Source organism: Nocardioides ginsengisoli (assembly GCF_039537225.1).
Lineage (GTDB): Bacteria > Actinomycetota > Actinomycetes > Propionibacteriales > Nocardioidaceae > Nocardioides > Nocardioides ginsengisoli.
In genome coordinates this window covers 1-21,597 of record NZ_BAABAC010000033.1, presented here as the reverse complement: position 1 = coordinate 21,597, position 21,597 = coordinate 1, and the positions used below count along the sequence as shown (strand labels likewise).

Here is a 21,597-nt window from a genome sequence, read left to right as displayed (position 1 = left end):
AATGAGCCTGATGAAGCCGCTCGGCGGCGAGGTGAGCGTCCACATGGCGGCGCCGGTGACCGAGGTCTGGGACCTGGTCAGCGACGTCACCCGGATCGGCGAGTTCTCGCCGGAGACCTTCGAGGCGGAGTGGACCCACGGCGCCACCGGCCCCGAGGTCGGCGCCCGCTTCCGCGGCCACGTGAAGCGCAACGGCGTCGGCCCCGTCTACTGGACGCCGTGCACGGTCACCGCGTGCGAGCCCGGCGAGGTGTTCGAGTTCGGCGTCGGGCTCGACGACAAGCACCTCAACACGTGGGGCTACCGGATGGCCCCCGAGGACGGCGGCACCCGGGTCACCGAGTACTTCCGGCTCACGCCGGCCTGGTACCTCCGCGGCTACTGGCTGGTCCTCGGCCGCCTGCGCGGCAAGACCAACGAGCGCGGCATGCGCACGACCCTGGAGCGGATGAAGGCGGTGGTGGAGGCATGACCACGACGGAGGCCGAGACCCCCGAGCAGACCCCCGAGCAGACCCCCGAGCAGACCCCCGAGCAGACCCCCGAGCAGACCCCCGAGCAGACCCCCGAGCAGACCCCCGAGCAGCTCCGCCGGACGGCGATGAGCGCCAAGATCGCCGACCTGCACGCCGAGCAGGCCAAGGCGGTCGAGGCCGGCGGCAAGTACATCGAGCGGCATCGCGCCCGCGGCAAGCTCACGGCCCGCGAGCGCATCGATCTGCTCGTCGACGAGGGCTCCGCCTTCCTCGAGCTGATGCCGCTGGCCGGCTGGGGCAGCGACTTCGCGGTCGGCGCCTCGCTGGTGACCGGCATCGGCGTCGTCGAGGGCGTGGAGTGCCTGATCGTCGCCAACGACCCCACGGTCAAGGGCGGCGCCCTCAACCCGTGGTCGCTGAAGAAGTCCTTCCGGGCGGCCGAGATCGCCGAGAAGAACTTCCTTCCGACGATCAACCTCACCGAGTCCGGCGGCGCGGATCTCCCCACCCAGAAGGAGATCTTCATCCCCGGCGGCCGCGGCTTCCGCGACCTCACCCGGTCGAGCGCCCGCAAGCAGCCGACCATCTCGGTCGTCTTCGGCAACTCCACCGCGGGCGGCGCCTACGTCCCCGGCATGAGCGACTACGTGATCATGGTCAAGGAGCAGGCCAAGGTGTTCCTGGCCGGCCCGCCGCTGGTGAAGATGGCGACCGGCGAGGAGTCCGACGACGAGACGCTCGGCGGCGCCGAGATGCACTCGCGGATCTCCGGCTCCTCCGACTTCCTCGCCGTCGACGAGTACGACGCGATCCGCCTGGCCCGCCGTACCGTCGCCCGCCTCAACTGGCGCAAGGCCGGCACGCCGCCGACCGTCGACTACGCCGAGCCCGACCTCGACCCCGAGGACCTGCTCGACCTGATCCCCACCGACCTCAAGGAGCCCTTCGACCCGCGCGAGGCGATCCTGCGCATCGTCGACGGCACCAGCGCCCACAACGAGGTGGCGTTCGACGAGTTCAAGCCGCTCTACGGCTCGGCCCTCTGCGTCGGCTGGGCGCAGCTGCACGGCCACCCGATCGGCATCCTCGCCAACGCGCGCGGGGTACTGATGAGCGAGGAGGCGCAGAAGGCGGCGCAGTTCATCCAGCTGGCCAACCAGAAGGACACGCCGCTGCTGTTCCTGCACAACACCACCGGCTACATGGTCGGCGCGGAGTACGAGCAGGGCGGCATCATCAAGCACGGCGCGATGATGATCAACGCGGTCTCCAACTCGAAGGTCCCGCACCTGACGGTGATCATGGGCGCGTCCTACGGCGCCGGCAACTACGGCATGAACGGCCGTGCCTACGACCCGCGCTTCCTGTTCACCTGGCCCTCGGCGAAGTCGTCGGTGATGGGTCCGGCGCAGCTGGCCGGCGTGCTGGAGATCGTCGCCCGCGAGTCGGCGGAGAAGAAGGGCCAGCCCTTCGACGCCGAGGGCTTCGTCGCGATCAAGGAGATGGTCGAGGCGCAGATCGAGGAGCAGTCGCTGCCGTACGTCCTCTCCGGGATGGTCTACGACGACGGCGTCATCGACCCCCGCGACACCCGGACGGTCCTCGGCATCTGCCTGTCCGTCATCGACAACCAGCCGATCGAGGGCGCCATGAACTTCGGTGTGTTCCGCATGTGAGCCGCTTCGCCGCGCACATGCGGAACACACCGGAAAGGCGAGGAGCGGCTTCGCCGCACTGACTTGATATTCCGACCAACCAGGCTCGCTCTGCTCGCGGTTGGTCGGGCAAACACTCGCAAGCTCGTGTTTGCAGCGGGCTGATGAAAGGGGGCACCTGGTGCCTTTGATTCGAAGGATCCTGGTGGCCAACCGCGGCGAGATCGCCCGCCGCGTGTTCCGCACCTGCCGCGACCTCGGCATCGAGACCGTCGCCGTCCACTCCGACGCCGACGCCGCGATGCCGTTCGTGCGCGACGCCGACGCCGCCGTACGGCTGCCGGGCAACACGCCCGCCGAGACCTACCTGCGGGGCGACCTCGTGATCGCGGCCGCCCGGAAGGCCGGCGCCGACGCGATCCACCCCGGCTACGGCTTCCTGTCCGAGAACGCCGACTTCGCCCGCCAGGTCGTCGAGGCCGGGCTGACGTGGGTCGGCCCCGACCCGTCGTCCATCGAGCGGATGGGCTCGAAGATCGAGTCCAAGAAGCTGATGGAGGCCGCCGGCGTGCCGGTCCTCGGCGCCGTCACGGCCGACACGGCGACCGCCGACGACCTGCCCCTGCTGGTGAAGGCCAGTGCCGGCGGCGGTGGGCGCGGCATGCGGATCGTCCGCGCGCTCGACCGGCTCGCGGCCGAGATCGAGACCGCGCAGTCGGAGGCCGAGTCGGCGTTCGGCGACGGCACCGTCTTCGTCGAGCCGTACGTCGAGAACGGGCGCCACATCGAGGTCCAGGTGCTCGGCACCGCCGACGGCGCGATCGTCCTCGGTGAGCGCGACTGCTCGGTGCAGCGCAGGCACCAGAAGGTCATCGAGGAGGCGCCCGCCCCCGGGCTGCCCGACGCCACCCGCGCGGCGCTGCACGCGGCGGCCAAGGCGGCGGCCGACGCGATCGACTACCGCGGCGCGGGCACCGTGGAGTTCCTCTACGACCCGGCCAAGGACCGCTTCTACTTCCTGGAGATGAACACCCGCCTCCAGGTCGAGCACCCCGTCACCGAGGCGGTCTACGGCGTCGACCTGGTCGCGCTGCAGATCGCCGTCGCCGAGGGTCACTCGCCGGCCGTCGAGGTGGGCGCGCCGAGCGGCCACGCGGTCGAGGTGCGGCTCTACGCCGAGGACCCCGCCCACGGCTACCAGCCGCAGAGCGGCCGGATCGCCCGGTTCGAGATCCCCGGCGTGGTGAGTGCCTTCGAGGGCCCGGCGTCCCACGGCGTCCGGCTCGACTCGGGCGTCGGCTCCGGCGACGAGGTCGGGACCTTCTACGACGCGATGATCGCCAAGGTGATCGTGCACGCGCCCACCCGCGAGCAGGCGCTGCGCCGGCTGGCCGGTGCGCTGGCGAACGCCGAGCTGCACGGCCTGGTCACCAACCGCGACCTGCTGGTCAACCTGCTCCGCGACCCGGTGTTCACCTCCGGCGCGATGCACACGACCTGGCTCGACGGCGCCGACCTGGCCGCACTGGCCGCGTCGCCCGGCGGCGAGGGCACCGTCGAGATCTCGGGGTTCGCGGCCGCGGTCGCGCTCGCCGAGCAGGCCCGCCTCGACCGCCCGGTGCAGAGCCGGATCCCGGCCGGCTGGCGCAATGTCATCGCCGAGCCGCAGGTGACGACCTTCCTGCGCGGGACGTCGGGCGACGACGAGCTGCCCGTCCGCTGGTACGGCGGCCGCACCTTCCGCTCCGCCGACCTCGAGTGTGTCGTCGTCACGAAGGCCGGCCCCGCGACGGTCGAGATCGAGGTCGACGGGGTCGCGCGGACGTTCACGGTCTTCACCGACCCCGTCGACACCGACCGGGTCGACGTCGAGTCCTCGCTGGGCCACGTCGCGCTGCGCCGCAAGCCGCGCTTCGTCGACCCGTCCAGCCAGGTCGCGGCCGGCTCGCTGCTCGCGCCGATGCCGGGCAGCGTGATCGCCGTCCGCGCGGCGGTGGGCGACGTCGTCGAGGAGGGTCAGCCCATCCTCGTGATGGAGGCCATGAAGATGCAGCACACCATCGCGGCGCCCTATGCGGGCACCGTCACCGAGCTGTCGGCGACCGCCGGTCAGCAGGTCGAGGCGGGCGTCGTGCTCGCCGTCGTTGAGCCTGTCGGCTCCGAGGAGGAGAGCGCATGACCCAGACCATGTTCACCGAGCCGGAGGAGCGCGTCGCCCTGCGCGAGGCGGTCAAGAAGCTGGCGAGCAAGTACGGCCGCGAGTACGTCGAGAAGCAGGCCCGCGAGGGCGGCAAGATGACGGACATGTGGCTCGAGATGGGCCGCAACGGCTTCCTGGGCGTCAACATCGCCGAGCAGTACGGCGGCGGGGGCGGCGGCATGGCCGACCTCGCGGCCGTCCTCGAGGAGTCGGCCGCGGCCGGCGCCCCGCTGCTGATGATGGTCGTCTCGCCGGCGATCTGCGGCTCGATCATCAGCCGCTGCGGCACCGAGGAGCAGAAGCAGCGCTGGCTGCCGTCGATCGCCGACGGCACCCACCTGATGGCGTTCGGCATCACCGAGGCCGACGCCGGCTCCAACTCCCACCAGATCACCACGACCGCCACGCGCGACGGCGACCACTGGGTGCTCAACGGGCAGAAGACCTTCATCTCCGGCGTCGACGAGGCGCAGTCGGTGCTCATCGTGTCCCGCACCGAGGACGCCAAGACGGGCAAGCTCAAGCCCGCGCTGTTCGTCGTACCGACCGACGCGGCGGGCTTCACCAAGCAGCCCATCCCGATGTCGTGGCAGGCGCCGGAGAAGCAGTTCACCCTCTTCCTCGACGACGTCCGGGTGCCGGTCGACGCGCTCGTCGGCGACGAGGACGGCGGCCTCTGGCAGCTCTTCGCCGGCCTCAACCCCGAGCGGATCATGGGCGGCGCGTTCTCCTGCGGCATCGCCCGCTACGCGCTCGACAAGGCGGTCGCCTACGCCAAGGAGCGCTCGGTCTGGAAGGACCAGCCGATCGGCGCCCACCAGGGCATCGCGCACCCGCTGGCGAAGGTGAAGATCGAGCTCGAGCAGGCCCGCCTGCTCTGGCAGAAGGCCGCCGCGCTCTACGACGCGGGCGACGACTTCACCGCGGGCGAGTACGCCAACATGGCCAAGTACGCCGGCGGCGAGGTCGCCTGCAACGCCACCGACGTCGCCGTCCACACCCACGGCGGCAACGGCCTCACCCAGGAGTACGGCCTCGGCAACATGCTCGTCGCCGCCCGCCTCGGCCGGATCGCCCCCGTCAGCCGGGAGATGATCCTCAACTTCGTGGCGATGCACTCGCTGGGGCTCCCCAAGTCCTACTGATGTCCGGTCGTACCGGACGTTCTGGTCGCGTTTTCGCCCGAGAAGCGACCAAAACGTCCGGTACGACGGGCGAGCCGGGGCAGAATGCCGGGATGCTGCGCCTGCTGCCGCCCGTCCTGGTCCTCATCCTCTGGATCTACTGCCTGGTCGACGTGATCACCGCGCGCGACGACAGCGTCCGCAACCTGGGCAAGACCTGGTGGCTGCTCATCGTCTTCTTCTTCCCGCTCGCCGGCTCGATCGTCTGGATCGTCGCCGGCCGCCCGCTCCCCGACCGGCCGATGACCCGCGACCAGGGCGCGGCGCCGGGCTTTCCGGAGTACGAGCGCCGCGGCCGGTTCGCGGCGGCCGACCCGGAGAAGGACGAGGACTTCCTGCGCAAGGTGCGCGAGCGCGCCGAGGAGCAGCGGCGGCGCTACGAGCAGCAGCGGCGCGAGGAGCAGCGCCGCGACGAGCAGGGCGACGTCGGCTGACCCGCGACTGACCCGCGACTGACCGACTGACCCGCGACTGATCAGTCTGCGCGGGCTCCGCCCGGGTACGCCGAGAGGATGGACGATGACGTACTGCGGGGTTACCTGCAGCACCACTGGACCGCCTCGACCCTCGGCATGGAGCTCTTCCGGCGGGTGGCCGGGACGCACGGCGACCCGGTCACCGCGACCGCCGTACGCGAGATGTCGAGGGAGATCACGGCCGAGCGGGAGACGCTGCGCGCCCTGATCCGGCGGGTCGGCGGCACGCCGAGCCTGGTCGGCGCGCTGACTGGCCGCGTGGCGGAGCGGGTCGGCCGGCTCAAGCCGAACGGCCGACTGCTGAGACGCTCGCCGCTGACCGACGTCCTGGAGCTCGAGGCGCTGCGCGACGCGGTCTACGGCAAGCGCGCCGGCTGGGAGCTGCTGCGCGAGCTGGCGAACGACGACCCCCGCCTCGACGCGGGGCTGCTCGACGACCTGATCGACCGGGCGGGGGAGCAGCTGGTCCGGCTGAAAGGGCTGCACCTCGCGGTCGCGCGGAAGCGGATCCTCACATGAGGGTCGTCGTCACCGGCGCCTCCGGGAACGTCGGCAGCGCGACGCTCCGCGAGCTGACCAGCGAGGGGCGGCACGACGTGGTCGCGGTGGCGCGGCGGCTGCCGGAGCTGCCCGCGGTCGACGTGCCGACGTCGGTGCGGTGGCGCTCCGCGGACGTCGGGCACGACGACCTCGACGCGGTCCTCGAGGGCGCCGACGCCGTCGTCCACCTGGCGTGGAAGTTCCAGCCGACCCACCGGCCCGAGGAGACCTGGCAGACCAATGCGGTCGGGACCCGCCGCGTCCTCGATGCGGTACGGCGGCTGCGGGTCCCGAAGGTCGTCTGCGTCTGCTCCGTCGCGTCCTACTCGCCGTTCGACCCGGCCGACCCCGACCGCGCGGTCGACGAGTCGTGGCCGACCGACGGCGCGTCCTCGGCGGCGTACTGCCGGGAGAAGGCGTACGTCGAGCGGGTGCTCGACGCGTTCGAGGCGGCGCAGACCGAGACCCGGCTGGTGCGGATCCGGCCGGCGTTCGTCTTCCAGCGCTCGGCGGCCACCGAGCAGCGGCGGATCTTCGGCGGCGCGCTGCTGCGTCCGTGGATGCTCGACAGCCGGTTCCTTCCGGGCGTGCCGCTGCCGCAGGGGCTGCGGCTGCAGGCGGTCCATGCCGAGGACGTCGCCCGCGCGCTGGTCGCCGCGGTCGAGCGGCCGGTCACCGGTGCGTTCAACCTCGCCGGCCCCGGCGTCGTACGGCGGCGCGAGCTGGGCGAGCTGCTCGGCGTGCCGACCGTCGAGGTCCCCGGCCGGCTGGTCAGCGCGGCGGTCAACACGGGCTGGCTGGCGCGGGTGGTGCGGGTCCCTGGATCGCTCGCCGACGCGCTGCTCGTGCTGCCGCTGATGGACGCCGCGCGCGCCCACGACGAGCTCGACTGGCGTCCGCAGCACACCGCGGAGGAGGCGCTCGCCGCCTTCGTCGACGGCGCCCGGCACTCGGCCGGCTCGTCGCTCCCGCCGCTGCGTCCCTGACCCTCACCCGCCCCGGCGCGCGACGCCGCGCGGCGCGGTGATGGGATCGACCCGTGACGGGGGTGCTCGAGGGGTTCGCGACGATCGCCGTCGTCATCGCCCTCGGCGCGCTGCTGGCCGACCGCGGGATCGTCGACGCCCACGGCCAGCGCAGTCTCTCGCTGGCGTCCTTCTACCTCGCCAGCCCGGCGCTCCTGGTGACCGTGCTGGAGAAGTCGGACCCGTCCCGGGTGCTCTCCGGACCGCTCGTCGCGACCGCCGCGGGCGTGATCGTGAGCGCGGGGACCATGGTCGCCATCGCCCGCGCCCGCCACCTCGACCGCGGTACGGCGGTGGTGGCGAGCCTGTGCTCGGCGTACGTCAACGCGGGCAACCTCGGCATCCCGATCGCCGCCTACGCCCTCGGCGACGCGGCGCTCGTCGTACCGGCGCTCCTGATGCAGCTGCTCGTCCTGCAGCCGCTCGCGCTGACGGTCCTCGACGTCGTCACCAGCCCGGAGCGGCCGACGGTCGCGAAGATCCTGTCGCGGCCGGTCACCAACCCGCTGACCATCGCCTCCGTCGCCGGTCTGCTGCTCGCCACGACCGACACCACGCTCCCGCAGCCGGTGCAGGCGCCGCTGGAGCTGGTCGGCGGGATGGCGGTGCCCGCCATGCTCATCGCGTACGGCGTCGCGCTGCGCCTCGGCCCGCTCCCCGGACGCGGCGTCACGCCGCGGGCGCTGGCCACGGTCACCTCGCTGAAGATGGTGGTCCAGCCGGTCGCGGCGTACGTCGTCGGGCGGTTCGCCGTCGGCCTGGAGGGCCACGAGCTGTTCGCGGTCACCCTGCTCTCGGCGCTGCCGACCGCGCAGAACGTCTTCGTCGTCGCCATGCGCTACGACCGCGGGATCCTGCTGGCGCGCGACGCCATCTTCGTGTCCACCCTCGCCTCGGCGCCGGTGGCGGTCGTCATCTCGGCCCTGCTCGCCTGAACGACGTACCGGATGTCGTAGGTTCTGGCCGTGGGAGTTGTAGGAGACATCGACCGGGCGCAGCGGCGGAGATCCGCCGTCGGCTTCCCGTTGGCGGTGATCTACAAGTTCTTCGACGACCAGGGCAACTATCTCGCGGCGATCCTGACCTTCTATGCCTTCCTGTCGATCTTCCCGCTCCTACTGCTCGGCACGTCGATCCTCGGCTTCATCCTCGACGGCAACCCACGCCTGCAGGACCAGGTGCTCGACTCGGCGCTCGGGCAGTTCCCGATCATCGGCGACGCCCTCGGCCGCCCCAACGGGATCAAGGGCTCGACGGGTGGCATCATCGTCGGCTCGCTCACCGCGCTGTACGGTGCGCTCGGGCTCGGCCTGGCGTTGCAGAACGTCCAGTCGGCCGCCTGGGCCGTCCCGCGCAACAGCCGCCCCCACCCGGTGATGACCCGGGTCAACAGCCTGTTCATCCTCGCCGTGGCGGGCACCGCGATCTTCGCGATCTCGATCGGCTCGGTCGTGCTCACCGAGACCCGCCTGGTCGGCGACCTGTCGCGGCACGGCTGGTTCCACTGGCTCGTGCGCCTGCTCACCGTCGGGATCCTCGGCGGCGGGCTGACCGTCCTGCTGCGGATGGCGACGGCCCGGGCGATCAAGCAGCACTCCATCCGCGCCGCGCCCGGCGGGTTCACCATCGCCGTGCTGTGGCAGTTCCTGCAGTGGATCGGCACCATCTACGTCACCAACGTCATCGCCAGCGCCGACCGCAACAGCATGGCCCAGGTCTTCGGCATCGTCCTCGGCCTGATGGGCCTGCTCTACATCGGCGCGATCATGGGGATGATCGGCATCGAGGTCAACGTCGTCCTGGCCCGCCGGCTGTGGCCCCGGGCCCTGCTCACCCCGTTCACCGACGCGGTCGACCTCACCGACGCCGACCGCCGCGCGTACTCCATGTACGCCCAGATGCAGCGCCACAAGGGGTTCGAGACGGTCGCGGTGCGCTTCGACGAGCGCAACGGCGACTCCCACGAGATCGTGCTCGACCCGCGGACCGAGAAGGTCCACAAGCAGTTCATCCCGGGCCGGCCGCCGCGACCGGAGGCGGCCGAGGAGCCGACGCAGCCGTTCAACCTGCCGCCCACGATCTGAGCGGGACGCCATGGCGCAGAACTCCTTCACCCGGGGACTCGACGTCCTCATCGCGATCGCCCGCAACGGCCAGGTGACCGTCGCCGAGGTCGCCGACGAGCTCGGCCTCGCCACCAGCACGGCCTACCGCTACGTCCGCTCGCTGCGCGACTACGGCCTGATCGAGGAGTCGCAGGGCGTCTACGTGCCCGGCTGGCGGCTGATGGAGATCTCCGGCGAGCACCTCACCCACACCCGCCTCGCGGAGGTCTCGGGGGAGTTCCTGCGCACGCTGACCTATCAGACCGGCGAGACCGCGGTGCTCGCCGTACGGGCGGGGTCGCACGCGATCTGCCTGCGCCAGTCGGTCTCGCCCGCGCCCGACCACTACGCCTTCCGGATCAACGAGCTGCTCCCGCTCTACGCCGGCGCCGGCCAGCGGCTGCTGCTCGCCTACGCGCCGCGGCCGATCCTCGAGGTGGCGCTCGCCAACCTGGTCTCCTACTCGAAGGCGACGATCGCCGCCGACGAGCTGCCTGCCGTCCTCGCCCAGGTGCGCCGCGACCGCCTCGCGGTGTCGCGCGGCGAGTTCAAGGAGGGCGCGATCGCGGTCGCCGTCCCCGTCTTCAAGGACGGCGAGTGCGCCGCCTCGCTGACCATCGCGGGCCCGACGGACCGCTGCGACAACGAGGGCTGGATCCGCCGCGCGACCCGGCTGCTGCGCGTCGCGGCGACCGAGATGTCGGCGGAGATCGAGAAGTAACCACCGCGCAACGAGCGGTTCCCACACCGTGGGAACGGCGATTGTTGCCGATGCCTCCGGGGCCGGATCCTCCTGTGATCCACGACACCTCAAGGAGCGCACGCATCATGACGCGACCCCGCCACATCACCCTCTCGGCCGCCGCCCTCGCCCTGGTCCTCCCGGGCCTGCTGTCCGCCTGCGGGGGGAGCAGCGATGCGAACGACAAGCCGTCTTTCGACACGTCGGCGCCGCTGCACAGCGCCCTGCCCAAGGACCTGCAGGGCAAGAAGTCGATCACCATCGCGAGCAACGTCGAGTACCCGCCGTTCGAGTTCTACGACACCGACAACAAGACCGTCCTCGGCATCGACCGCGAGATCGCCGACGGGCTCGAGAAGCAGCTCGGCATCGACATCGAGTTCGAGAACATCGCCTTCGACGCGATCATCCCCGGCCTCGCGTCGGGGCGCTACCAGATGGCGATGTCGGCGATGACCGACAACCTCGAGCGCCAGAAGGAGGTCGACTTCGTCGACTACTTCGCCGCCGGCGCCGGTGTCATGGCCAAGGAGGCGGACGCCGAGAAGTACTCCACGATCGCCGACATGTGCGGCACCACGGTCGCCGTGGTCAAGGGCACGACCGAGGTCCCGCAGGCCGAGGAGCAGTCGAAGAAGTGCGAGGCCGAGGGCAAGGACCCGATCGAGTCGGTCGTCTTCCCGGGCCAGAACCAGGTCATCCTCGCCCTGCAGAACAACCGCGTCGACGCCATCCTCATGGACAGCGCGCCCGGCGCCTATGCCGCCTCGCAGGCCAAGGGCCTGGTGATGAGCAAGCCGTACGAGGCGCAGCCGTTCGGCATCGTCTTCGCCAAGGGCAGCACCGAGCTGGAGAAGGCCGTGCAGCAGGCGCTGCAGGCGATGCTGAAGGACGGCAGCTACCAGAAGGCGCTGGAGAAGTTCGGCCTCGAGAGCGGCGCGGTCGAGGAGTTCCCGATCAACGGCGGCACGAAGTGACCATGACTCCCGTGACCGAGTCGCCCGCGCGTCCCGCCTTCGCGCGGGACGCGCGGGTGGTCGTCCCGACGCGGCACCCGGCCCGCTGGGCGATGGCCGGCGTGATCCTGCTGCTGGTGGCGGGCGCGATCTTCCAGATCGTCGGCAACGAGCGCTTCCAGTGGGACGTCGTCGGCGACTACCTCTTCGCCCAGCCGATCCTCCAGGGCGTCGGCAAGACCCTGATGCTGACCGTCGCGGCGATGACGATCGGCGTCACCCTCGGCGTCGTGATAGCGGTGCTGCGGCTCTCGCCGAACCCGATCCTGTCCTCGGCCGCCTGGGCCTACTCGTGGTTCTTCCGCGGCACGCCGCTGCTCGTGCAGCTGCTGTTCTGGTACTTCCTCGGCGCCCTCTACCCGCACATCGGCATCGGCAGCCTGTCGTGGAGCGCCAACGACCTCATCTCGCCCCTCTCCGCCGCGCTGCTGGGCCTCGGCCTCAACGAGGCGGCGTACATGAGCGAGATCGTGCGCGGCGGCATCATGTCGGTGCCGCCGGGCCAGGCCGAGGCCGCGAGCGCGGTCGGCATGCGGCGCTCGCAGGTGATGCGGCGCGTCGTCCTGCCGCAGGCGATGCGGGTGATCATCCCGCCGACCGGCAACGAGACGATCGGCATGCTCAAGCACACGGCGCTGGTGCTCGTCATCGGCTACACCGAGCTGATGACGTCGGCGTCCCTCATCTACTCGCGGACCTACCAGACCATCCCGCTGCTCATCGTGGCCGCGCTCTGGTACCTCGCGATCTCGGCGGTGCTCTCCGTCGGGCAGTTCTTCATCGAGCGGCACTTCGGCCGCGGCTTCTCGAACCACCGGGTCAGCCGCAAGGGCAGCCGCGCCGCACGCAAGAAGGGGGAGGCAGTCGCATGAGCGCTCAGCCCGAGACCGAGGAGCCGATGTTCCAGGCCTGGGACGTCCACAAGTCGTTCGGCAGCGTGGAGGTGCTCAAGGGCATCGACATGACCGTCGCCAAGGGCGAGGTGGTGTGCCTGCTCGGACCGTCCGGGTCCGGCAAGAGCACCTTCCTGCGGTGCATCAACCACCTGGAGAAGTTCGACCGGGGCGAGATGTGGGTGGGCGGCCACCGGGTCGGCTACCGGCCCCACGGCGACAAGCTCAAGGAGCTCAACGAGCGGGAGGTCGCCGTCCGGCGCTCCGGGATCGGGATGGTGTTCCAGGGGTTCAACCTCTTCGGCCACCGGACCGCGCTGGAGAACGTCATGGAGGGCCCGATGGTCGTCCGCAAGGAGAAGCGCGCCGTCGCCGAGAAGCGGGCGCGGGACCTGCTCGGTCGGGTCGGTCTCGCCGACCGGGTCGACAACTACCCCTCGCAGCTCTCCGGCGGCCAGCAGCAGCGGGTCGCGATCGCGCGGGCCCTGGCGATGCAGCCCGAGGTGATGCTCTTCGACGAGCCGACGTCCGCGCTCGACCCCGAGCTGGTCGGCGACGTGCTCGCCGTCATGCGGCAGCTGGCCGAAGACGGGATGACCATGATCGTGGTGACCCACGAGCTGGGCTTCGCGCGCGAGGTGGCCGACCGCGTCTACTTCATGGACGGCGGCGTGGTCGTCGAGTCCGGGCCCCCGTCGGAGGTGCTGGAGCGGCCGCGGGAGCCGCGGACGCAGGCGTTCCTCTCGAAGGTGCTGGCGTGAGCGCTGGGCCTGCTGCCGAGGCGCGGCCCGAGGCCCGGCCGGAGGCCCGGCCGGAGCTGGCGGGGCTGGCGGCGTACTCGTCGGTCGCGCCGGGGCCGGTGCCGGTCCGGGTCCGGGCGTCCTCGAACGAGGCGCCCGGCGGACTGGTCGGGCCGGTACTCGAGGCCGCGCTCGCCGCGGTCGCCGGGGGCTCCCGATATCCGCTGATCGGGGGAGCCGAGCTCGCCTCCGCCCTCGCGACCTCCCTGGGGGTCGCCGAGGCGTCGGTGGCGGTGGCCGACGGCGCGCTGCCGCTGCTCGACCGGGTGCTGATGGCCTACGTCCGCCCGGGTGACGAGGTCGTGATGGCCTGGCGCTCCTACGAGGCGTACCCGCTGAGCGTGCAGATCGCCGGCGGCCGGTCGGTGCAGGTGCCGCTGACGGAGTCCGGCGTCCACGACCTGGCGGCCATGGCGGCGGCCGTCGGGCCCTCGACCCGGATGGTGATCGTCTGCAACCCGAACAACCCCACGGGAACGGTCGTCGCGTGGCCCGACCTGGTCGACTTCGTGGACGCGCTGCCGCGCGACGTGCTCGTCGTCCTGGACGAGGCCTACACGGAGTACGACGACCGCGCGCGGCCCGACGCCGCGTCCTTGGCGGCGCTGGTCGCCCGCGGCAACGTGATCGTGCTGCGGACCTTCTCCAAGGCCCACGGCCTCGCGGGCCTGCGCGCCGGCTACCTCGTCGCCGCGCCCGCCGTCGCCGCGACCGTGCGGTCGGTGCTGCCGCCGTTCCCGGTCTCGTCGGTGGCCGTCGCCGCGGCCCGCGCGTCCCTGGAGCACCCGTCGGTGCTCGGGGACCGGGTCGCCGCGACCTGCGAGGAGCGCTCGCGGGTGGTCGCCCTGCTGGCGGCCCGCGGCCTGGCCGGGCCGACGTCGTACGCGAACTTCGTGTGGCTGCCGCTCGGCGAGCGGTCGCTGGAGTTCGCCGAGCTGTGCCGCGAACACGGGCTGCTGGTGCGGCCGTTCGCGGGTGAGGGCGTCCGGATCACGGTGGGTGAGCCGGACCTGCGGGCGGTGCTCGCGGAGGTGCTCGCGGCCTGGGGGTGAGGGTCCCCGGCCGCGGGTGGTGATCGGTGGGGACCGGGCGGCTGCCTGGTCCCCACCTGCCGACCCGGCACAAACTGGCTCGCAAGACGCGCCGACCCGGCAGAAACTGGCTCGCAAGACGCGCCGACCCGGCAGAAACTTCTGCCGGGTCGGCGTCATCGGCGTGGATTGCGTGAACCTGGTTCATCGGATCCGCGCCGATGTCGCTTGGTGCGCCCGATCCACGCTCGTATCCACAGCCTCGCCCGGCCGATGTGTGCGCTCCCCGTGCGTCGGGGACGGGCCTGCCCCATGAACGAGATCGCGGACCTCATCGACCGGCAGGCCGGCGTCATCGCACGCCGCCAGGTGCTCGCCTGCGGCCAGTCGCCGGTCGAGGTGGCGCGGATGCTGCGCCGACACGTGTGGGTGCAGGTCCATCCGGGCGTCTACGTCGGCCACACCGGTCCGCTGACGTGGCAGCAACGCGCGTGGGCCGCCGTCCTGGCCTGCTGGCCGGCGGCCCTCGGCGGGTGGTCCGCCGTACGGGCGCACGAGGGGCCGGGGCGACGCCACCATGACGACGCCGATCCGATCGAGGTCGTCGTACGGCACGGGCGGCATCCGGCCCCGCTGACCGGCGTCGTCGTCCGCAGTACGCGTCGCTTCGACGAGGCGGTGCAGCTGCAGCTCGGCCCGCCCCGGCAGCGGTACGACGACGCGGTCGTCGAGCTCGCCGACCGGGCCGGCGACGACCTGCGGGCCATCGGGATCCTCGCCGACGCCTGTGGCGGGCGCCGGACCACCGCCGCGCGCCTCGCTGACCGGGTCGAGCAGATGAGCCGGCTGCGGCGGCGGGAGTGGCTGACGTCCGTGCTCGCCGACGTCGCCGAGGGGACCTGCTCCGTGCTCGAACACGGCTACCTCACGCGGGTCGAGCGGCCGCACGGGCTGCCGCCCGGGCTGCGGCAGGTCGCGGATGTCGGAGCCGACGGTCGCAGGACGTTCCGCGACGTCGTCCACGGAGGCAGTCGCCCCCGGTGGCGGCAGGTCGTGGAGCTGGACGGCCGGCTGTTCCACGACTCGACCGCCGCGCGCGACCGCGACCTCGAGCGGGACCTCGACACCGCGCTCGGCGGCGTCGACACGGTGCGGCTGGGGTACGGGCAGGTGCTCGGGCGGCCCTGCGTCACGGCGGCGAAGCTGGGCGAGCTGTTCCGGCGGCGGGGTTGGGACGGCGTGGCGCTGGTCTGTCCGGAGTGTCCTGGGTGAGGTTCTGGCTTGGTCTTGCGGGGCTGGTGTCACGGGGCTGGTCGGGCGGCCGCGCGGTAGCGTGCCGTCCTCCGCCGTCCTCCGCCGTCCCCCGCCGTCAAGGAGCCTCGCTGCGCTCGCGCCGCCGCTGACGCGGCCGCCCCTGGCTCGCTCGGCTCGCCGGGATTGCCCCGCGCGGGTGATCGGCGTGGATTGCATCAACCAGGTTCACGCAATCCGCGCCGATCATGCTCAGGCCCCGATCAGGGCAGCATCTTCCCCGGGTTCAGGATCCCCGACGGGTCGAACGCCGCCTTCACCGCGCGCTGCAGCGCCATCGCGTCCGGGCCGACCTGGCGCTCCAGCCAGTGTGCCTTCAGTACGCCGACGCCGTGCTCGCCCGTGATGGTCCCGTCGAGGTCGAGGGCGGCGGCGAAGACGTCGTCCGCGGCGGCGGCGACCTCCGGGGGGATGCCGGTGGCGGTGTCGCCGGCGTGGTCGAAGATGAAGGTCGGGTGGAGGTTGCCGTCGCCGGCGTGGGCGACGGTGAGGACGGTGACGCCGTGGGTGGCGGCGGCCCGGTCGATGCGGCGGATCATCTCCGGCAGGCGGGAGACGGGGACGCCGACGTCCTCGACGAGGCACTGGCCCATCCGCTCCGCGGCGGGGTAGGCGAGGCGGCGGATCGCGAGGAGCTGGTCCGACTCGGCGGGGTCGGTGGAGACGGCGGGCTCGTCGACCGCTCCCGCCGCCGCGCACAGGGAGGCGACGAGGTCCGCGTCGTCGGGGAAGCGGCCGTCGACCTGGACGACGAGCATCGCCTCGATCCCGGCCAGGCCCATCCGCTTCCAGTCGTCGATCGCGCGCAGCGTGACGCCGTCCAGCAGCTCCAGCAGCGACACGTCCGGCCCCGAGGCGACGATCGACGCGACGGCGGCCCCGGCCTCCTCCAAGGACGCGAAGGCGGCGACCACGGTCGCGGGCGGCGTCAGCGGCCGCCGGTGCAGCTTGACGGTCGCGGCGGTGATCACGCCGAGCGTCCCCTCCGACCCCACGAGGAGGCCGGTGAGGTCGTAGCCGGCGACATTCTTCGTGGTCCGCGTCCCGGTCTCGATGATCCGCCCGTCGGCCAGCACGACCTCCAGGCCGAGCACCGACTGCCGGGTGACGCCGTACTTCACGCAGCGCAGGCCGCCGGCGTTCGTCGCGACATTGCCGCCGATCGTGGAGATCTCCCAGCTCGACGGGTCCGGCGCATACATCAGCCCGTGTGCGGCCGCAGCCCGGTCGAGGTCGGCGTTGACGACGCCCGCCTCGACCACGGCCACCCGGTCGAGCGGGTCGAGCGTCCGGATCGTCGTCAGCGCCTCGGTCGAGAGCACCAGGCAACCGTCGACGGCGCTCGCGCCGCCGGCCAGGCTGGTCCCGGCGCCCCGCGGCACCACCGCCACGCCGTACGACGAGGCGAGGCGCAGCGCCGCGGCGACGTCCGCGGTCGTGCGCGGCTGCACCACCGCCGCCGGCAGCCCGCCCGGTACGACGGTCGCCATGTCCTGGCGGTACGACGCCAGCAGGTCGCCGTCCGCGATGACCCGGCAGCGACCGCCGAGCTCCTCGGTCAGGGCGGCGACGAAGTCCGGGGTGCTCACGCGGGGACGATACGCACGGGCAGGGACTTCAGGCCACGCAGCGTGTTGTGGAGGAACGGGACCGGCTCGCCGACCAGCTCGATCGAGCGGACCCGCTGCGAGAGCTCGCCGAAGAGCACCTCCATCTCCAGCCGCGACACCGGCTGGCCCACGCACTGGTGGATGCCCATGCCGAAGGTCAGGTGGCCGCCGGCCTCGCGCTCGATGAGGTACTGGTCGGCGTCCGGGCCGAAGCGGTCCACGTCGCGGTTGGCCGCGCCGGGGAAGACGATGAGCTTGCTGTCCTCGGGGATCTTCACGCCGCCGATCTCGACGTCGCGCGAGGTGGTCCGGAAGAAGGACTGGAAGGGCGACTCGAAGCGCAGCGCCTCGTCGATCGCGAACTTCGCCAGCCGCGGCGTCGCGTGCACCAGGTCCCACTGACCCGGGTTCGCGGCCAGGCAGCCGAGGGTGTTGCCGATGGCGATGACGGTGGTGTCGAGCCCGGCGGACAGCAGCGCCCGCACCAGGACGGCGGCCTCCTCCGGCGCGATCGCCCCCGCGTCGGCGTGCGCCCAGATCATCGAGCCGAGGCCGCCGGGCGTCAGGTTCTCGCGGGCGCAGTTCTGCATCGTCCACTCGATGGTGTGCTCGCCGGCCGCCATGTAGGCGTCGTAGCGGGCGTCCTCCGGGCCGAACTGCGCGAAGTTCATCGCGCCGTGCGCCAGCAGGTTCTCGGCGCGCCCCTCGCGCGGGATGCCGACCGCGTCGCCGAACACCCGGATCGGGAAGATCTCGGCGAGGTCGGTGATCGCGTCGAACTCGCGCAGGTCGAGCAGCTTGTCGACCAGCGGCGTCGCGAACTCCTGGAAGCCCGTCCGCAGGGGCCGCATGTTGCGCGGGCTGATGACGTCGGCCATCGCGTTGCGCAGCGGCGTGTGCATCGGCGGGTCGGAGTCGAGGATGCCGGGCTTCCGCCACGGCGGCTGGTGGTGGTAGTTCCGCGGGCCGACGCCCGCCCCGGAGATGAACGTCTCGTGGTCGACGAGGATCTCGCGCACCTCGGCGAACCGCGTGAACGCCGGCACGTCGTACTTGTCGAGCCAGACGGCAGGACCGGCCTCGCGCATCCGCTGGAAGAGCGGGTACGGATCGGTGAGGTTCGCGTCGTCGTACGGGTCGTCGGTCAGGTGCATGCCGAGACGTTAGGAACCGGCGCGATCGGCCAACAACGGATGTTCCCGCCCCATGAGAATGAGAATTGCCGCGGTTCGGCGGGGATCCCGACGATGTGACCATGACGCAGACCTCCACCGCCGGGAACGCCGCCGGCGCCGGCAGCCGCGTCGTCGTCCTCGGCGACGCCCGGCTCACGCTCACCGACCTCGTCGACGTCGCCCGGCACGGCGCCCGTGTCGAGCTCGACGCCGCCGTCGAGGCGCGGCTGAAGCCGAGTCAGGAGTGGGTCGAGGCGACCGGCCTGGAGCGCCCGATCTACTCGATCAACACCGGCTTCGGCTCGCTCGCCGGTCGCCAGGCCTTCGCCGACCCGGCCGACGCGGCCGAGCTGTCGCGGCGCCTGGTGCTGTCCAACGCCTCCGGCATCGGCCGGTACGTCGACGCGGAGCTGGTCCGCGCGACCATGCTGATCCGCGCGGTCAGCCTGCTGTCCGGCTACTCCGGCGTCCGCCCCGAGGTCGCCCGGCTCGTCGTCGACATGCTCAACGCGGGCGTGCACCCGGCGATCCCCGAGTACGGCTCGCTCGGCGCGTCCGGCGACCTGATCCCGCTCGCGCACCTCGCGCTGGTGATGACCAAGGGCGTCGACGGCCGCGAGAGCGCGGAGGAGGACCTGCGCAACTCCGGCGAGGTGCTCGGCGACGGCGGCGTCGTCGTCCCGGGTGCGGAGGCGATGGCCGCCGCCGGCCTCGAGCGGGTCGCGCTCGCCGCCAAGGAGGGCCTGGCGCTGCTCAACGGGACGTCGTTCTCGTGCGCCCAGGTCGCGCTCGCGCTCTACGACGCGCAGACCCTGCTCGACACCAACATCATCACTGCCGCGATGTCGATCGAGGCGCTCAAGGGCTTCGGCGACGCTTTCATCGCCGAGCTGCACCAGGCCCGCGGCCAGGCCGGCCAGATCGAGGTCGCGGCCCGGATCCGCGGCCTGCTCGCGGGCGCCACGCTCACCGACGGCGACCGTGACAACGACCCGGTCCGCCAGCCCCCGCAGGACGCCTACTCGCTGCGCTGCGTGCCGCAGGTGCTGGGCCCGGTGATCGACACGATGCGCTTCGTCCGCGGCCTGGTCGAGAACGAGATGAACGCCGCGACCGACAACCCGCTCATCTTCCCGGCGCTGCCGCGCTCGCTGAAGGCGGTCTCGGGCGGCAACTTCCACGCCGAGTACATGGCCTTCGCCGCCGACTTCCTCAGCATCGCGGTCACCGAGATCGGCAGCATCACCGAGCGCCGGCTGTTCCGGATGGACGACGGCACGCTCAACCGCGGGCTGCCTGACATGCTCGTCAACAGCGAGCAGGTCGGCATGGACTGCGGCTACATGCTGCCGCAGTACCTCGCCGCCGCGCTGGTCTCCGACTGCAAGACCCTCGCCCACCCTGACTCCGTCGACTCGATCCCCACCTGCGCCAACCAGGAGGACCACGTCTCGATGGCCAACAACGCGGGCCGCCACGCCCGCCAGGTCGTCGCGAACATCGAGGCCGTCGTCGCCATCGAGCTGCTCATGGCCGCGCAGGCGCTCGACCTGCGGATCCTGCAGGACGAGGTGACCGAGGAGGGCCTGGCGCCGTCCAGTCGCGCCGTGCGCGCCCTCGTCCGCTCGGCCGACGACACCCAGGGCCAGCCGGTCGCGCACCTCACCCAGGACCGCGTCCTCTACCCGTGGCTGCGCCGCGCGGTCGAGCTCGTCCACTCCGGCGCCGTCGTCGACACCGTGGGGGCGCTGTCATGACGGACGACGTCCGGGTGCGGGTGACCGCGGCCCGTCAGGTCGCCGAGCGGGTCCGCGAGCTGGTGCTCGCGCCCGTCAACGGCACGCCGCTGCCCGGCTGGACGCCCGGCGCCCACGTCGACGTCGTCCTCGCCGACGACCTGGTCCGCTCGTACTCGCTGTGCTCCGCACCCGGCGCCGACACCTGGCGGATCGCCGTCCTCGAGGAGGTCGACGGCCGCGGCGGCTCGCGCCACGTGCACCACACCGTCGCCGTCGGCGACGAGCTGGTGACCTCGGTGCCGCGCAACAACTTCGAGCTGGTCCTCGGCGACCGGCCGGTGCTGCTGGTCTCCGGAGGCATCGGCGTCACGCCGCTGCTTCCGATGGCCGCGGCGGCGGACGCCGCCGGCGCCGACTGGCGGATGCTGCACCTCGCCCGTAGCGAGGAGGCGGCGGCCTACGTCGACGAGCTCGCGGCGTACGGCGACCGGGTGATCCGCCATGTCGACACCGACGGCGGCCCGATCGACCTCGCCGCCACCCTCGACCGGCTCGGCGCGGCCGACGCCGACGTCTACGCGTGCGGCCCGACGCCGTTGCTCGGCGCGCTCGAGGAGTACGCCGCGAGCCGGCCCGGCACCCGTCTGGTGGTGGAGCGGTTCGCCGGCGACGGCGACGCCGTACGGGAGGGCGACCACGCGTTCGTGGTTGAGATCGCCGACGGCACCGAGGTGCAGGTCGCCGCCGACCAGACCGTGCTGGAGGCCCTCTCGGCCGCCGGGATCCGGGTCCTCAGCTCGTGCCAGGAGGGCGTGTGCGGGACCTGCGAGACCGCGGTCATCGAGGGCGAGCCCGACCACCGCGACCATGTCCTGAGCGAAGAGGAGCGGGCGAGTGGCGAGATGATGATGCCCTGCGTGTCGCGTTGTCGCGGCGCGCGGATCGTTCTGGATCTGTAGACCCGGCTGTAGACGGCTGAAACGACGAGGGAGCAGGAGAGACATGAGCCAGCAGGTGAAGGCGGTCATCGCGCGTGCGAAGGGTGCGCCGGTGGAGGTCGTGACGATCAACGTGCCGGACCCGGGGCCGGGCGAGGCGGTGGTGAAGGTGTTGTCGTGCGGGGTGTGCCACACCGACCTGCACTACCGCGAGGGTGGGATCAACGACGAGTTCCCGTTCCTGCTGGGCCACGAGGCCTCCGGCATCGTGGAGGCCGTCGGCCCCGACGTCACCGGTGTGGCGCCGGGTGACTTCGTGGTGCTGAACTGGCGGGCCGTGTGTGGGGAGTGCCGGGCCTGCAAGCGGGGTGAGGCGCAGTACTGCTTCAACACCCACAACGCCACCCAGAAGATGACCCTGGCCGACGGTGCGGATGCCGGCACCGAGCTGTCCCCGGCGCTCGGTATCGGGGCGTTCGCGGAGAAGACGCTGGTCGCGGCCGGGCAGTGCACCAAGGTCGACCCGAAGGCCCGCCCCGCCGCGGTGGGTCTGCTGGGCTGCGGCGTGATGGCCGGTATCGGTGCCGCGATCAACACCGGCGCGATCACCCGCGGTCGCTCGATCGCGGTCATCGGCTGCGGTGGTGTCGGGGTTGCTGCGATCGCGGGCGCCGCACTGGCG

20 protein-coding genes are annotated in these 21,597 nt (G+C 72.1%); 18 read left to right on the top strand and 2 right to left on the bottom strand.

Going from position 1 to position 21,597, the window contains the following annotated elements; all coding sequences use genetic code 11:
• Position 1: 1 nt before the first annotated feature.
• From AB4880_RS17555 to AB4880_RS17485, 15 genes are all read left to right on the top strand, one after another.
• Positions 2-472 (top strand): SRPBCC family protein, encoded by a 471-nt coding sequence (locus tag AB4880_RS17555; RefSeq protein ID WP_367920518.1) that lies wholly within the window; start codon positions 2-4, stop codon positions 470-472.
• A 128-nt stretch (positions 473-600) separates the two neighbouring features.
• The gene (locus tag AB4880_RS17550; RefSeq protein ID WP_367920559.1) at positions 601-2,151 is read left to right on the top strand and encodes an acyl-CoA carboxylase subunit beta; all 1,551 of its coding nucleotides are present in this window, start codon (positions 601-603) and stop codon (positions 2,149-2,151) included.
• 160 nt (positions 2,152-2,311) lie between these two features.
• Positions 2,312-4,309 carry an acetyl/propionyl/methylcrotonyl-CoA carboxylase subunit alpha gene (locus tag AB4880_RS17545; RefSeq protein WP_367920517.1) on the top strand — a complete coding sequence of 666 codons (1,998 nt, stop codon included), beginning with the start codon at positions 2,312-2,314 and terminating at the stop codon, positions 4,307-4,309.
• Entirely contained in the window at positions 4,306-5,475 is a 1,170-nt protein-coding gene (locus tag AB4880_RS17540; protein ID WP_367920516.1) for an acyl-CoA dehydrogenase family protein, read from the top strand. Before AB4880_RS17545 ends, AB4880_RS17540 begins: the two co-directional genes overlap by 4 nt.
• A 92-nt stretch (positions 5,476-5,567) precedes the next feature.
• Positions 5,568-5,948 (top strand): PLD nuclease N-terminal domain-containing protein, encoded by a 381-nt coding sequence (locus AB4880_RS17535; RefSeq protein ID WP_367920515.1) that lies wholly within the window; start codon positions 5,568-5,570, stop codon positions 5,946-5,948.
• Positions 5,949-6,026: 78 nt separating this feature from the next.
• Positions 6,027-6,509 (top strand): hypothetical protein, encoded by a 483-nt coding sequence (locus tag AB4880_RS17530; RefSeq protein WP_367920514.1) that lies wholly within the window; start codon positions 6,027-6,029, stop codon positions 6,507-6,509.
• Positions 6,506-7,516 carry an NAD-dependent epimerase/dehydratase family protein gene (locus AB4880_RS17525; RefSeq protein ID WP_367920513.1) on the top strand — a complete coding sequence of 337 codons (1,011 nt, stop codon included), beginning with the start codon at positions 6,506-6,508 and terminating at the stop codon, positions 7,514-7,516. The genes AB4880_RS17530 and AB4880_RS17525 overlap by 4 nt, the downstream gene beginning before the upstream one ends.
• Before the next feature lie 53 nt (positions 7,517-7,569).
• On the top strand, positions 7,570-8,490 hold the full coding sequence (locus tag AB4880_RS17520) for an AEC family transporter (protein ID WP_367920512.1): 921 nt from the start codon (positions 7,570-7,572) through the stop codon (positions 8,488-8,490).
• Between the two features lie 30 nt (positions 8,491-8,520).
• Entirely contained in the window at positions 8,521-9,639 is a 1,119-nt protein-coding gene (locus AB4880_RS17515) for a YihY/virulence factor BrkB family protein (protein WP_367920511.1), read from the top strand.
• Between the two features lie 10 nt (positions 9,640-9,649).
• Positions 9,650-10,381, top strand: coding sequence for an IclR family transcriptional regulator (locus AB4880_RS17510; protein ID WP_367920510.1), 732 nt, complete (start codon positions 9,650-9,652; stop codon positions 10,379-10,381).
• Between the two features lie 107 nt (positions 10,382-10,488).
• On the top strand, positions 10,489-11,379 hold the full coding sequence (locus AB4880_RS17505; RefSeq protein WP_367920509.1) for an ABC transporter substrate-binding protein: 891 nt from the start codon (positions 10,489-10,491) through the stop codon (positions 11,377-11,379).
• Between the two features lie 2 nt (positions 11,380-11,381).
• Positions 11,382-12,290, top strand: coding sequence for an amino acid ABC transporter permease (locus AB4880_RS17500; protein ID WP_379228226.1), 909 nt, complete (start codon positions 11,382-11,384; stop codon positions 12,288-12,290).
• On the top strand, positions 12,287-13,072 hold the full coding sequence (locus AB4880_RS17495) for an amino acid ABC transporter ATP-binding protein (RefSeq protein WP_367920507.1): 786 nt from the start codon (positions 12,287-12,289) through the stop codon (positions 13,070-13,072). The genes AB4880_RS17500 and AB4880_RS17495 overlap by 4 nt, the downstream gene beginning before the upstream one ends.
• Entirely contained in the window at positions 13,069-14,163 is a 1,095-nt protein-coding gene (locus AB4880_RS17490; protein ID WP_367920506.1) for an aminotransferase class I/II-fold pyridoxal phosphate-dependent enzyme, read from the top strand. Before AB4880_RS17495 ends, AB4880_RS17490 begins: the two co-directional genes overlap by 4 nt.
• Before the next feature lie 291 nt (positions 14,164-14,454).
• Positions 14,455-15,414 (top strand): type IV toxin-antitoxin system AbiEi family antitoxin domain-containing protein, encoded by a 960-nt coding sequence (locus tag AB4880_RS17485; protein WP_367920505.1) that lies wholly within the window; start codon positions 14,455-14,457, stop codon positions 15,412-15,414.
• Between the two features lie 242 nt (positions 15,415-15,656).
• On the opposite strand, the gene AB4880_RS17480 is transcribed toward AB4880_RS17485, so the two are convergent.
• Both AB4880_RS17480 and AB4880_RS17475 read right to left on the bottom strand, forming a co-directional pair.
• Complete coding sequence (locus AB4880_RS17480; RefSeq protein ID WP_367920504.1) at positions 15,657-17,042, bottom strand: FAD-binding oxidoreductase; 1,386 nt, start codon at positions 17,040-17,042, stop codon at positions 15,657-15,659.
• The gene (locus AB4880_RS17475) at positions 17,039-18,217 is read right to left on the bottom strand and encodes a cytochrome P450 (RefSeq protein ID WP_367920503.1); all 1,179 of its coding nucleotides are present in this window, start codon (positions 18,215-18,217) and stop codon (positions 17,039-17,041) included. Before AB4880_RS17475 ends, AB4880_RS17480 begins: the two co-directional genes overlap by 4 nt.
• Before the next feature lie 101 nt (positions 18,218-18,318).
• Between AB4880_RS17475 and AB4880_RS17470 the strand changes: the two genes are divergently transcribed.
• The 3 genes from AB4880_RS17470 to AB4880_RS17460 form a co-directional block, all read left to right on the top strand.
• Entirely contained in the window at positions 18,319-19,995 is a 1,677-nt protein-coding gene (locus AB4880_RS17470; protein ID WP_367920502.1) for an HAL/PAL/TAL family ammonia-lyase, read from the top strand.
• The gene (locus AB4880_RS17465; protein WP_367920501.1) at positions 19,992-20,936 is read left to right on the top strand and encodes a PDR/VanB family oxidoreductase; all 945 of its coding nucleotides are present in this window, start codon (positions 19,992-19,994) and stop codon (positions 20,934-20,936) included. The genes AB4880_RS17470 and AB4880_RS17465 overlap by 4 nt, the downstream gene beginning before the upstream one ends.
• A 43-nt stretch (positions 20,937-20,979) precedes the next feature.
• On the top strand, positions 20,980-21,597 hold a 618-nt coding region (locus tag AB4880_RS17460; protein ID WP_367920500.1), incomplete at its 3' end, for an alcohol dehydrogenase catalytic domain-containing protein.